Annotated in this window: 11 protein-coding genes and 3 pseudogenes; 8 read left to right on the top strand and 6 right to left on the bottom strand. The window is 50.4% G+C overall.

Translation table 11 applies throughout. From position 1 onward, the window contains the following. Window positions 1-282 precede the first annotated feature (282 nt). Window positions 283-941: pseudogene (locus ACWKXN_RS19480) on the top strand (transposase); the annotation flags it as partial. A 200-nt stretch (window positions 942-1,141) separates the two neighbouring features. Here ACWKXN_RS19480 and ACWKXN_RS19475 read toward each other — a convergent pair. Genes ACWKXN_RS19475 through ACWKXN_RS19465 form a run of 3 tightly spaced genes read right to left on the bottom strand, consistent with a single transcriptional unit; the run spans window position 1,142 to window position 4,305 of the window. Next, entirely contained in the window at window positions 1,142-2,167 is a 1,026-nt protein-coding gene (locus tag ACWKXN_RS19475; protein WP_454544169.1) for an ExeA family protein, read from the bottom strand. Next, on the bottom strand, window positions 2,100-3,761 hold the full coding sequence (locus ACWKXN_RS19470; protein WP_454544168.1) for an IS481 family transposase: 1,662 nt from the start codon (window positions 3,759-3,761) through the stop codon (window positions 2,100-2,102). Before ACWKXN_RS19470 ends, ACWKXN_RS19475 begins: the two co-directional genes overlap by 68 nt. After that, the gene (locus ACWKXN_RS19465; protein WP_421512449.1) at window positions 3,745-4,305 is read right to left on the bottom strand and encodes a recombinase family protein; all 561 of its coding nucleotides are present in this window, start codon (window positions 4,303-4,305) and stop codon (window positions 3,745-3,747) included. Before ACWKXN_RS19465 ends, ACWKXN_RS19470 begins: the two co-directional genes overlap by 17 nt. Window positions 4,306-4,674: 369 nt before the next feature. On the opposite strand from ACWKXN_RS19465, the gene ACWKXN_RS19460 reads away from it, so the two are divergent. From ACWKXN_RS19460 to ACWKXN_RS19440, 5 genes are all read left to right on the top strand, one after another. After that, complete coding sequence (locus ACWKXN_RS19460; protein ID WP_454544167.1) at window positions 4,675-5,745, top strand: glycoside hydrolase family 10 protein; 1,071 nt, start codon at window positions 4,675-4,677, stop codon at window positions 5,743-5,745. Further along, on the top strand, window positions 5,729-5,872 hold the full coding sequence (locus ACWKXN_RS19455; RefSeq protein ID WP_454544166.1) for a hypothetical protein: 144 nt from the start codon (window positions 5,729-5,731) through the stop codon (window positions 5,870-5,872). Before ACWKXN_RS19460 ends, ACWKXN_RS19455 begins: the two co-directional genes overlap by 17 nt. Then, complete coding sequence (locus tag ACWKXN_RS19450; protein ID WP_454544165.1) at window positions 5,873-6,661, top strand: N-acetylmuramoyl-L-alanine amidase; 789 nt, start codon at window positions 5,873-5,875, stop codon at window positions 6,659-6,661. It abuts the gene before it with no gap. Continuing rightward, the gene (locus tag ACWKXN_RS19445; RefSeq protein ID WP_454544164.1) at window positions 6,658-7,020 is read left to right on the top strand and encodes a hypothetical protein; all 363 of its coding nucleotides are present in this window, start codon (window positions 6,658-6,660) and stop codon (window positions 7,018-7,020) included. The genes ACWKXN_RS19450 and ACWKXN_RS19445 overlap by 4 nt, the downstream gene beginning before the upstream one ends. 86 nt (window positions 7,021-7,106) lie before the next feature. Next, window positions 7,107-8,186 (top strand): LD-carboxypeptidase, encoded by a 1,080-nt coding sequence (locus ACWKXN_RS19440; RefSeq protein WP_454544163.1) that lies wholly within the window; start codon window positions 7,107-7,109, stop codon window positions 8,184-8,186. A gap of 89 nt (window positions 8,187-8,275) precedes the next feature. Here the strand turns inward: ACWKXN_RS19440 and ACWKXN_RS19435 are convergent, their stop codons facing one another. Then, complete coding sequence (locus ACWKXN_RS19435; RefSeq protein ID WP_454544162.1) at window positions 8,276-8,398, bottom strand: hypothetical protein; 123 nt, start codon at window positions 8,396-8,398, stop codon at window positions 8,276-8,278. 334 nt (window positions 8,399-8,732) lie between these two features. On the opposite strand from ACWKXN_RS19435, the pseudogene ACWKXN_RS19430 reads away from it, so the two are divergent. Next, window positions 8,733-9,323 (top strand): annotated as a pseudogene (locus tag ACWKXN_RS19430) (IS630 family transposase); the annotation flags it as partial. On the opposite strand, the pseudogene ACWKXN_RS19425 reads toward ACWKXN_RS19430, so the two are convergent. Next, window positions 9,250-9,471 (bottom strand): annotated as a pseudogene (locus ACWKXN_RS19425) (hypothetical protein); the annotation flags it as partial. The pseudogenes ACWKXN_RS19430 and ACWKXN_RS19425 sit on opposite strands and share 74 nt — an antisense overlap. Before the next feature lie 218 nt (window positions 9,472-9,689). Beyond that, window positions 9,690-10,226: a chorismate mutase gene (locus ACWKXN_RS19420; protein WP_454544161.1), complete on the bottom strand. Its 537-nt coding sequence runs from the start codon at window positions 10,224-10,226 to the stop codon at window positions 9,690-9,692. 970 nt (window positions 10,227-11,196) lie between these two features. Between ACWKXN_RS19420 and ACWKXN_RS19415 the strand changes: the two genes are divergently transcribed. Continuing rightward, window positions 11,197-11,997: a DUF1460 domain-containing protein gene (locus ACWKXN_RS19415; RefSeq protein ID WP_454544160.1), complete on the top strand. Its 801-nt coding sequence runs from the start codon at window positions 11,197-11,199 to the stop codon at window positions 11,995-11,997. Window positions 11,998-12,535: the final 538 nt, after the last annotated feature.

Here is a 12,535-nt window from a genome sequence, read left to right as displayed (position 1 = left end):
ATCGATAAGATGTCTCTAATGATATGATATCAGTATTTTTACTCTGCAGTGGCAATGTATGAAAATCTGTGACAAAGCGCAGAAAGATACCGTAACGACAGGCAGATCCTTTACACACTAAAAATGCATTCTACATTATACAGGGAATTGTATTCAGTTTTATCATGAAAAATATATCTAATCATGCGGATGTGGGCTGGATAATACGACATATACCCCACTAACGTACAGTGAGAGATCTGAATCGCCACGGGTTTAATACATACCTCAGAGTCATTTAAGATGACTGTACCCATGAGCGGTAAGTGTGATCCAGAAAATTTTAAAATCGAATCGGTAAAAAAATTGTTGATCGTGGTCACTCTGTTTCCAGTGTGGCAACACGTCTCGGTATTACCACCCACAATCTTTATGCCTGGATAAAAACTTATGGCCCGGATTCCTCCACCAGTACAGTCAGAGGCTCAGGCTGAGCTCCGACGGCTTCAGAAAGAGCTGAAAGTGGGTTACGAACGAACGGGACATATTAGCGTACTCCGCAAAGATGTCTGACTAAGGTACGTCTTTATCCGTGAGAAAAACCTTTGTTGCCCTGTCCGCCTGCTCTGTCTGGTGCTGGATGTTCATCCCAGTGGCTTTTACTCCTGGCTTCAGCTGCCGCATTCACAACGCCATCAGGCAGACCTGAGACTGACAGGACAGATTAAACAGTTCTGGCTTGAGTCGGGCTGCGTTTATGGATATCGCAAGCTCTATATCGATCTGCGGGATACCGGACAACAGTGCGGAGTGAACAAAGTCTGGTGGTTAATGAAACGTCTCAGGTCGGCTAACGAAGCCCACGGCCTCGTAAAGGTGAAGCAAGTATCGTGGCGACCAACAGGATCCAGTTCAATCCGGAAGCACCTGATAAACGCTGGGTAACATACATAACTTATATGTTTGCCCCGAGTTCAGTGTGGGTATGTGTAACGGCTCGCAATCGAAAACAGTCGGACTCGCAATCAGCGCAAATATTGGCTCACATTAACTGCAAATCAAAAACACCCCCGGCTCACATTAAATGATAATGGACTCGCATTTATCCTGCCCGACTCGCAATCCAGTCCGCCGGGCTCACAATAACTGCAAATCAACATCGTCATATCGGCAAACCGACCGCCAGCATTCTGTCACGCAACTCGGCTGTGCGGGCAGGGTCTAACTGATTGTTAAATAATGCCCTGATTTCAGCAGGTTTTGCATCGAACTGCTCCACCATGTCCTTCAGGCGGTAACCATGCCGCGTGAGCGTTGGTTCCAGGTCATCCAGTTGACGTGACAGCACGGATTCAACCAACGTGGCTGTAATCGGTTTTTCACCTGTCTGGTATCCTGCTTCCATCGCCAGCGTCAGGTGTAACTGGACCTGCAACGGTGTTCGCAGTTTCATCGCCAGCAGATCAACTGCTTCGGTCGTCAGAATATCTTCCGGCTTACCCTTGCTGGTGCTGGTCTTCAGCAACCACTGGATGTATTCGCGCTGGCTGCCGGTGATCCCGTCCAGCGTAAAAATATCAGTACGATACCCGATCTCCTCCATCGTCGGACGACGCAGGTCATTACGCAGTTTTGGGTGTCCGGCCAGAACGACAGACAGCCGACCGCCACCGTCTTCAACCACTTCCATCAACCGTTTGAGCCCCGTCAGTGTATGACCGTTCAGGTCATGAGCCTCATCAACAAACAGTGCAACCGGGCGCTTACCTTTTTTGACCAGTTCCTGCAGCTCACGCTCGCGGCGTTCACCCTGTTTAGGGATCTGCACCTGCTTATCCTGCGCCAGGTCGTAAAACAGGGCGTTAATCAGCGTGGCAAGACGGACGCTTTGTTTGTCCACCGACAGTGAACGGGCGACAATGATTTTGTTTTCATCCATCAGTTGCTGCTGCAGGCGTCGCAGGGTGACGGTTTTACCGCTGCCCACCACGCCACAGACGGCAATCAGCCGCCCTTCGCGTATCGCGCCCTTGATGTCCTTAATCAGCTGCTTATGGTGGGTAGTTTCATAATAGCCAGCCTGTTCAATTGACTGAACCAGCCCATAATGCTCCATCACTTCAACCCGCATGGTCTTCTCCTGATTGTCTGTTACGAAAATAGTCTCTGATGCGGGCGAGTACTTCACTACGGTTTAGCGTCTCAGTCAGAATATTGTCGATAAACGCCCGGTCTTCATCCGACATTCTGGCCAGTGGTGTGGCCAGATCGTCGGCAATAGCCAGTTTTGCCGCAATAACGGTGGGAAAGTGGTATTCAAATGTTCGGGTATCAAAAGGTTGATGCGGCAGCTCATCAATACGCTGAGTGTTATCATTGATTACGCGAAGATCGCTGCCGGACAGGGCGCTGACAGGGATATTCAGTTGTCGGGCCAGTGCATGGATACGATCGGCCCGCTCCGCAGCTTTACCGCGCCTGAACGTCCGGTAACGGTGTAACGGGACAGGACCAGACACCGGATAATAAGGTCCCCACGTTTCACCGGAAAACTCCACATACATCTCTTCATCAAACAGCCCCCACAGCAGGATGACCGTTTCCCCCGCCATATCCGGTTCAACTTCCCATGCGGTGCCGTCTATCGTTACCCGCGCATCAACACCCACTTTGCGGGACTCAGGTTCCCGGGCGAACCGGCAGTATTGTTCCCAGTCGCACATATCTCTCACGCCGTCCTCGGGGATATGTAACAACCAGTCCTCCAGACGCGAGTGCTTCTCGCTGCGGTGACGCTGCGCATTGTAACGGCTCAGATAGTTCCAGAGCCATTCATTGGCCTGCAGCTCTGTCTCCGGTTTATGGAAATGGTACAGGGTTTCATGCGCCTCTTTGACGGTCCTGAAAGGACGCTCGACTTTACCTTTTGACCGCGCCGTCGTCCGGTTGCCATCCTTACCTGCCGGTGCATGCGTCAGCCAGTCAACCTGCAGGGACTGCATCACATTCTGGAAGACATGGCTTTTGGCCACCGGTCCGTTATCGAGGTACAGCATTTTCGGGCGGCCCTGGAAAGGAAAATCAGACCTGGCCTTTGGTGCCATGGCGTTAAAGAGAAAACGCAGCGCTGACTCCGCATCCTCACCATACACACACCGGTATTCCTGGTAAGTAACCCCGCTCCGGTCATCCACCACGCTGAACAGCATCAGTGTGGGTTCGCCACGGGTGGGGTCAACCCAGTCAGGCCGCTCGATATGTTTGAGGTCGGATGGTGACATATCAAACTGCCAGCAGTCATTGCTGTTTTCAGCCTGGAACCTCACCGCAGGAGGCTCCCGTAGCAGGCGGGGCTGGTCGAGACGCCAGCGGGAAAGCCAGCGATTGACGGTCTGCTTACGCAGCAAGCCCCTGGGACTTTTTATCAGTCCCTGAGCGGTCTCCACACCGTGCTCTTCCAGCAACTGTATTGCCCGCCCGGTTGACAGATGGCGACCGGATTTATTCGTTGTTCGCAGTTTTAGCGCGGCAATCAGTTCACAGTAATGTTCCAGTTCAGACGGGGGGAGTATCCGTGGCTGGCCATGATCACGGCGGTGAGCTGTGCGTGGTCTGAGAACCAGACGAAGGGCGCGATAGACCGTCGTGACTGAAATACCATACAACTGAGCGGCAGCGGCAATCTGGGTGGCCCGTTCAGGGCTTTTTGGCGGCAGGCGATCGAGCCGTTGCCGCAGTTGCAACAGAGAATCAGCCGGAATAGCGCTACGCCGGCTGCTCATAATTTTCCAGCGCCCGGTACACTGACGCTCTCCCGATCCCGAGCTGACGGGCGATGGCCGTAGCCCCCATCTTCTCCGTGGTATACAGACGATATACCTCAGCAGGATCTATGGAAGGTTTCCTTCCCCGGTACACGCCCCGCGCTTTCGCCGCGGCAATACCTTCCATCTGGCGTTCACGTCGCAGGTTGGTTTCAAACTCAGCGAAAACACCCAGCATATCGAGGAAGGCTTTACCTGCTGCCGAGCGCGTGTCTACGGGCTGTTCCGTTGCCCTGAGCGTTACGCCCTGCTGATTCAGGGCATACACGATATCCTGCAGGTCCTTAATGCTGCGGGCCAGGCGATCCACGCGGGTCACCATCAACGTATCTCCGGGGCGCAGGAACTCCAGTAATAGCTGCAACTCGCTCCTTCCGGTCCGGCTGTTTCCGCTGGCTTTTTCTGCACGAATGATTTCACAACCGGCAGCGCGGAGAATTTGTGTCTGCAGGGTAAGATCCTGATCGCTGGTTGAAACGCGGGCATAGCCGTAAATTGCCATAAAGATGAGATCTGTCTCGTTTAACTCTAGATGAGCAAAACGTACCACCGGGATGGAATAAAAACAACCCAAATGAGACAGAAAAACTGTCTCACCGGACTGCCTGCTTTGGGTCTACCCTAACTGAACTGTCATTTTCAGAAGACAACTGCACGAAAGGTCAGAAGCGGAGTGCGCGGGTTACCCCGTAATAATACCCGGGGCTGACTGAATGGTTTCGTTCGGTCCTTCCGGTTGTCAGGCGGCATGCCCTGACCAGATGATGCTCACAAAAATCAGCAAAACTGACTCCTGTCTGGCATTCCGTTTCTCTTTTGTTTACTCATGCAGGATGTTAATGAATGGACTCCTCCTGAAGAAGGTAATCTTATGCAAAGCAGGAAGATGTGGGCCACCTGGGTATCCAGCGTCATCAATCTGGACTGGCCTTCCACCTCCTCACTCACTATCCGGGATGACGCTGCGCGCGTTAAACGCCAGAAAGAAGAGCTGATTAGCATTCTTGACGATATCGTGGCCATGAACATAAACGCCGTGATACTCCAGGTGGTTCCCTGCGCCGATGCGCTTTATGCATCAGACTTACTGCCCTGGTCGAAGTACCTGACCGGCACGCTGGGCAACAATCCCGGCTTCGACCCCCTTGCCTGGGCGGTTGAACAGGCTCACGCAAGAAATATTGAGCTTCACGCCTGGGTCAATCCGTACCGCATCTCAATGAACACCCGCAATGCCACCGTCGATGAACTGAATCACTCATCTCCCGATTCCGCGCCCAGCGTTTACAGAACGCATCCTGAGTGGACCGGCATCGCGTATAAGCGCTTCGTTCTTGACCCCGGCATTCCGGAAGTTCAGGCGTGGGTCACCGGTATCGTTGAGGAAATCGTCACCCGGTACGACGTCGACGGTATTCAGTTCGATGATTATTTCTATTACGAATCCGCGGACTCCCCGCTGGACGACGACGCAACGTGGCAGACGTACGGCCAGGGTTTTACCACCAAAGGCGACTGGCGAAGACACAATACGTATTCCCTGGTGGACGCCTGTCACCGGCGAATTAAGGCCATTAAACCCGATATCAGTTTCGGCGTCAGCCCGGCCGGAGTGTGGCGCAACAGGGCGGATGACCCGCTGGGGTCAGACACGCAGGCCGGGGCGCCAAACTATGATTCGGCGTATGCGGACACGCGGAAGTGGGTGCTTGAAGGCATCATTGATTATATCGCACCCCAGGTTTACTGGCCCTTTGCCCGCAAAGTCGCCCGGTATGATGTGATAACCCGGTGGTGGGCCGATACCGTCAGGGACACCGGTACTGCGTTGTATATCGGCATGGCGCTTTACAAGGTCGGTACCCCTTCAGCCGCTGAACCTGACTGGACGGCTGAAGGCGGCGTGCCCGAAATCACCCGACAGCTTGACCTTACTGACTGACGTGGGCGGCTGCATGCTGTTCCGCCATATGTTCCTGAGAGAGCCGCAGACGCAGCAGGTTGTTGAGTATCTGAAAGCGCGCTGGGCAGCAGCCGGATGTCTGGCAAAAAAAGAAGAGGAGATATAAATGTACCCCATCGATTATAACAGCTACCGCTCTGTGAAGGGTTTTAACCGGCGCGTGCGTTTTCTTGTCATGCACTACACCGCCGTTGATTTCGCCGCATCTGTGCGGGCACTTGCCGGTGACGGCACCGTGAGCGCACATTACCTGGTTCCGGACCCGGACGACAAAACATACATTGCAGCCGGTTTTAACGCCATGCGTGTCTTTAATCTGGTTGATGAAAACGAACGCGCCTGGCATGCCGGGGTCAGCGCCTGGGCCGGACGAAGCAATCTTAACGATACAGCCATCGGAATTGAGGTGGTTAATCTGGCCAGTGATAATGACGGCGTGTTTGTCTTCCCTCCCTATAAACCGGTTCAGATTGACGCAATCAAAGCGCTGGCAGTCAATATCCTCCAGCGGTACCCGGACATCAGCCCTGTGAATGTCGTGGGGCATTCCGATATTGCGCCAGGCAGGAAAAGCGACCCCGGGGCCGCGTTCCCGTGGAAATCCCTGTATGAGGCCGGAGTCGGGGCGTGGTATGACGATCACACCCGGTCAGCTTATCTGGCGCAGTTTACCGCCGGTGGGATCCCGTCTGATGAGGATATCATTGCCAGGCTGAAGACATACGGCTATGACGTGTCCGGTGCAACTACTGCTTCGGGGCTTCAGCTGCTTGTCCGGGCCTTCCAGCTCCATTTTCGTCAGGAAAACTATGACGGCGTCATTGATGCAGATACGGCGGCCGTTCTTTATGCCCTCGTTGATAAGTATTTTCCACAAACAAGGGAGTCAAAATGATGTTTACACCCGTTGATTATGATTTTGCGCCAGGCAAAAACCTCAGTGACTACGGCCTGGAGGCCAGCACGGCGTTCCCTTTTGCATCCGCCGGCTTTGATGGCAATGTGCTCAGGCTTGTTGCCAGCGATGTGGCCGGAGGGGAGCTTATCATTCACACTGACGCGGGGACCCCGGGTACCGGACTGAAGCTGAAGGTAAAAAACGCGAGAGGAAATGCCACTACCGGATGGAATGCGAACACACTGATTAGTAATGAATATGTCGATACCGCAACGGTCGGTAACGGGGCCGTCATTATATCCGTCCGGTATGGCGAGACATTTGAGTTCACGGGATATAGCCTGGTTGACGGCTAGACTCATATCCGGTTTCCGGCACAGACATCCTGAGTACCGGGGCTGTGCCGAAAACAGCGGCGAACATATTGTTAAGGAAGATGAATATGATTCAGATAAAAAGCACGGCATTTAAAGAAACCGCGCTCCTCGTTCTTGTGCTTTTCCTGTCCGGGTGTGCGACCACCTTACCACCGACCATTGTGAAGAAAACAGCTCCCCCGGCTGAGGTGCCTGAAAGAAAAGTCTGTTCCGGTCAAAAAGGGACGGTATTCCTGATTGCAAGCTCATCGCAATATGACGAGCACGTCATCCCGGAGATTGAGACGGCGTTTTCCCGCCAGTGCTACGCGGTTGACAAGCGATATCTCGACCAGAAGCCTACCCCGCTGGGTTACGTCAATACGGATGAAAAGCGGGCCCGGACGCTCATTAATGCTCTCAGTGACCGAAATGTGCACTACCTCTGGTTTGTCAAGGGCGGCTCGGGAGCGCTCAACCTTTACCCTGCCCTGCATGCAAGCCGGCAGCGTATTTCAGCCTCAACGCCGAAAATCCTCATCGGCTTCAGTGACGTAACGGCCATTCACAGCTTTGTCAGTCATGAGCTGAACTGGCCAGGCGTGCATGGCGTGGTGGCGTCTTATAATAAAGAAATGCATGAGATTGATAACAGTAAAAAACTCAGCATGAACAACAGTCTGAATGAAGTCTTTGCGGCCCTGTCTCACGGGGTTAATTACACCGGCATCGAGCCGATGAACCGTCAGGCAGCAAAAACAGTGAGTGGTAAACTGGATGGCGGGAACCTGACCCTGGTTCAGTCTCTGTTTTCCACAGTCTATGAGGGCAGCTATTCAGATAAAATTATGATGCTGGAAGATACGGGGATAACGCCTAAACAGCTTGACCGCACCCTGCATCAGATAGAGTACAGCCGGAAATTTCACCCACGCGGTGTTATTTTTGGTCAGTTTTACGGCCTGAATGCCAGCGACGAAGAAAAATCGCTTTACCGGTATGTGATAAAACAGTTCGCCGGGCGCGTTAACTATCCGGTTTATTATTACCCGGAATTCGGGCATGGTGAAACTAATCAGCCATTTATTCTGGATCATCACGCCAGTATTTTATGCAGCAGCCTGTCCCGGTTGTGCAGCCTGACACAGACTCCTGTAAATGAATAACCTGAATGCGATATGGCAGTGCGATAACGGGCACTGTTGCAAAGAACAAAGAACCGGGGATCACGCGAAAAACATTATACCGGCATATTTCACCAGCAGGGGAACTGCGGACTGACGGAAAGAAACTGCTCAATCAGCTCTGAGTTATGGGTGCGGATAGCCAGTGCACCCCACTTCTGACCTTTCGTGCAGTTGTCTTCTGAAAATGACATGGACGCTCATCATGCGCACAGGCAAAAATTTCATCTTCACTTAGCGTGAGCCGACAAAATTTGATTGCGAGCCAGCGGCGATAAATGCGAGTCCATTTGCAGTTATTGTGAGTCTGCACCAGATTTCAGTTGCAGTTAATGTGAGCCAAAATTTGCGCTGATTGCGAGTCCGACTGTTTTCGATTGCGAGCCGTTACATGTAAGTGGTATTGCCATCTGGCTTTATTTACCACAACTTGACTAAATAAGTTCACGGAAAATCAGAGCCCTTTCATGGAATTATGCACGAATTGTGCGATCGTTGAAGATCTCAAATCACCAACCGGACTGAGCGATACCGATCATAGCGCCAATTCCCTGTACCGAAGCCTGATATAAAAAGTAATTTAAAAACGAGCCATAAAAATCATGCCCACAGACTTACCTCAATGTTGATGTTGAAACAGCGTGAGCGTGTTAACAATGTTGCCAGAATAGCTGTGCTGTACCCATTTATCCATCGGACGTTTCACTGTCGGATGTTGAAGGCCTGGAGTATTTGCCAGCAGGACATCCCTATCTATGATTATTTGCGCACTGTTACGTTAATTGGCAAGTATTCTCTCGTAAATTTCGGTTATCAACGTTCATGCTGGTGTACAGAACTACTGTTAACATAAATCAAGTACATAACAGGGTACTCGTTACATGTCGGAACTGTACGATGCTGGTTGTCGTTAGCCGATATAGTCTAGTCTGGAGCAGGGGCTCATCAACCATGCGTGTCCGTGACCCGCATAAGGATGAAAAAGTACTGGATAGATGCAATATAAAACATCAGAACTTTTATGATGATGAAGTTGATATTCACCTCAATCACAAAATTGGCGCTGCTCGCCAACTTCGTAGGCAGTACAAGCGAGTCGTCGCACCGGGACAGAATGAAAGTTTGATGGTAATCCATCGTGATATTCATGCAGCCTGAGTGCATTGTAGTGTCTAACGATATAATCTGTTTTTATATGTGTATCTTTGTTGAAGAATGTATAACCAACCGGTACCCACTCGTTCTTTAATCTCCTGAAGAAGCGCTGACAGTTATCAATACCGTACAGGGGAGTTGAATGGAGCATTTCTCCCTAGAAGACTAGAAGGCGTACCTGTAGCGACCTGCGTTTATAAGTGGTCAAACCTGCATTTATAGCTCATTTTCCGCCCCGTATTAGCTATAATCAGCACAGCTCCACAACACACATTCACTGAAAACTAAAACAGACGAGTCAATGAGGTATACCCATGTTTTAAAAGTTCGTTACTTTTTCAAAGAGATATTTCTCAACGAATTCCACAGGCGTTCTTTATCACTACTTTTTAAGTGCTCTTGATCAAGCTCTTTCATAAAAGAAGATTTGTCGTTAAACTGGATTCCAATTGTTAATTTTTTGCTGATTCTGGTAAGAATGATGGTGTTTAAGACGCTAATTTCTGATCTTACCTGCTCCAGTGGCTCTGGTTGCCAGTCTTTTTCCGGGGCCAATAGCCAGTCAGCACGGTATCGATACTGAACTGCCTTGGCAGCATCCATTTGCGCCTGTATGAAGGGTTTTACCGACTCTCCATCTAAGCCTAGTTTTTCTGCTTGTACCAAGGAGCTAGCCAAGACTTTGGCTTCTTGAGGAAGATCCTCAATAGGAAGGTGATTGTTCGCTTTGTATCCTGCAACATCCTTCATGTAAAACAAACGCTGATTAATCAATGAGGCTACTTCGTCATCTTGTGTTGCCATCGCCATTGCCGGAAAAAATAATCCTGCCATCAGTAGCAGTCCTCGATATACTTTGCTCCACATTTAGCACCACCTGTTTTCAATTAGTCGGTTAACACATGATATAAAAAATCAATCTCATCACTATTGGCAGGATAATGCACAAACTATGAGAAGACAATACGATGGCAAAACTAGTTGACGTTTAATAGCGAAAGATTGTCAGTCGACTAAATTGTAATTATTCCGCATAATCAATCTAACAACGAAGGAGAACGCTATGCGTAAAGCTCGTTTTCCGTGATAAGCCAGCTACACGCAATGCAGGATTTCTCATTCCATCAATATTCAAATCTGGTTACTTATTGTAATACAAACCATGTTGATTCGATACGCCCGGGTTTCCACATTTCGACCTGCAACGTGACACTCTGAACTTGGCTGGTTGTTTACGCATTTTTAAAGACCGTATCAGTGGTGCAAAGGGGCTTTGTTGAATAATAGGGAATCATGCTGTTTTGACATGTCTGTTTTAGTCAAAGATGCTTGTCATTCTTGCGGTCCATCCCAACTATAACTTTAACCTACTGATTTTACGTTAGTGGAGCCCTCCATCTTTGTAGGTTCGCAGCATAATATTTATTTATCCAACAAAGCCGTGCAAAGGTTGAAAGATGAAGGGCTGGCTCGGTTAATCAGTTCGCTCTGTCAGAGATATACTGCGGTTATCTGCCGGCTGGGCAGGTTTGGACGCCCAATGAAGAATCTGCTTCAGTTACGGGTTACGCGTTGAGCTGCATAGCCTTTAGGAAAGCATTGTGACCACCGACGACTGAGTTTGAGCTTAAGACGACTGAGTTTGAGCTTAAAAGTACGCAGGCCGAACTCTCTGCTGGGCGCTCACGGGGTCGTCAGGTCGGGTGATGGCCTTCACAGGCTTCACCCTTCGGTTTCAGATTTTTAAACCGATAAACAACAGATTGCGTTTTTTTGTATCTATGACAATCCTCTCCATGAAAGATAGAACTGGGATTCTTACCTTTCGGAGAGGATTATGAAAGTAAAAACATGGACAGTTTTACTGATGTCGATGTATCTGACTGCCTGTGGCGTATCCGGTACAGAAAAATATCAGACTATTATGGACAGCGTTACGGCGGAAAAAGTCAGCCGGATTATCCGGTTGGATGTCATCCCGTCTTCAGGTGAAAAGCACGGAGAAGTTATCAGCCGCGTGTCATCAGCTTTTATCGGTACGCCTTACCAGGCTGATACGCTCATCGGTGAGCCCGACACTCCCGAAGCGCTTGTAGCGAATTTAAACGGAGTCGACTGCTTTACCCTGGCAGATTATGTCGAGGCCCTGACCCGCAGCCATGACAAGGAATCATTTCTGCATAATCTGGCGGAAGTTCGTTACACCAGAGGGAACGTTGACTACCTCAGCCGCCGACACTTCTTCTCCGACTGGTTCGCCACACTACCGCACAATACCCGGGACGTCACGCCGGATATCAGCCCTAACTATGCCGTAGCTGACAAGCAGCTTAACCGTAAACCAGATGGAGGGGAGTACATTCCGGGTCTGGGCATTCATCGCCGCAATATAAATTATATTCCAGGAAAAGCCATTAACCAGCAGGTGCTGAACCGTCTTAATGACGGGGATTATGTCGGCGTTTATTCTCCTGCTGAAGGACTGGACGTCTCGCATGTGGGTATCGTGGTTCGCCACGACGGGCAAGTATGGTTCAGACATGCCTCCTCGCTGCCAGCAAACAGAAAAGTGGTGGATTCACCATTCCAAGAATACATGCGCACGAAACCGGGCATCGTCGTACAGCGTGCTAAGTGACTAGCTCATTACTGGAGCTGTTGGATGAAAAAAGCCCGATATCAGAAGGGTTAATCCCACTTTTCCTGATTTTTTCGTGCTGTTATCGGCATTCCACACCGCTCCGTTCAGGTTGGGGTTAAATGACGTGACGGCCTCCATCCATGTCCGGCAGACTACATTGACCCTACCAAACCGCTGCTCGCCTAGGGCACTTACCCGCAGTCGGTTGATAAATGGCTCCCTCCCGACTCAGATATGCACGTTCATGTTATGGATACCGCTACACAGCAGCGCCATTTTTCTGACCTGAAATTCTGCAATTTTGGTATGGGGGCGGACAAAAAGTCACCGCGAAACTCTTCTTATATCGCATTAGCCCTCAGTAAAGAAACAGATGCTGGCTGTGATGTAGGCATCAGGCAGTATCTGTAAGAGCGAAATTTTTCCTGGAGAGTGGATTTCGGGGACCACCCTGAAATGCTGTAAGTGCACAGCGTGAACCGTCTAGTCATAATCTGATGCAACTGAAAAAGTGGTGTCCACCAAATAAGTAGTG

Source organism: Enterobacter sp. UPMP2060 (assembly GCF_053709655.1).
This window is presented reverse-complemented; position numbering and strand designations above follow the sequence as displayed.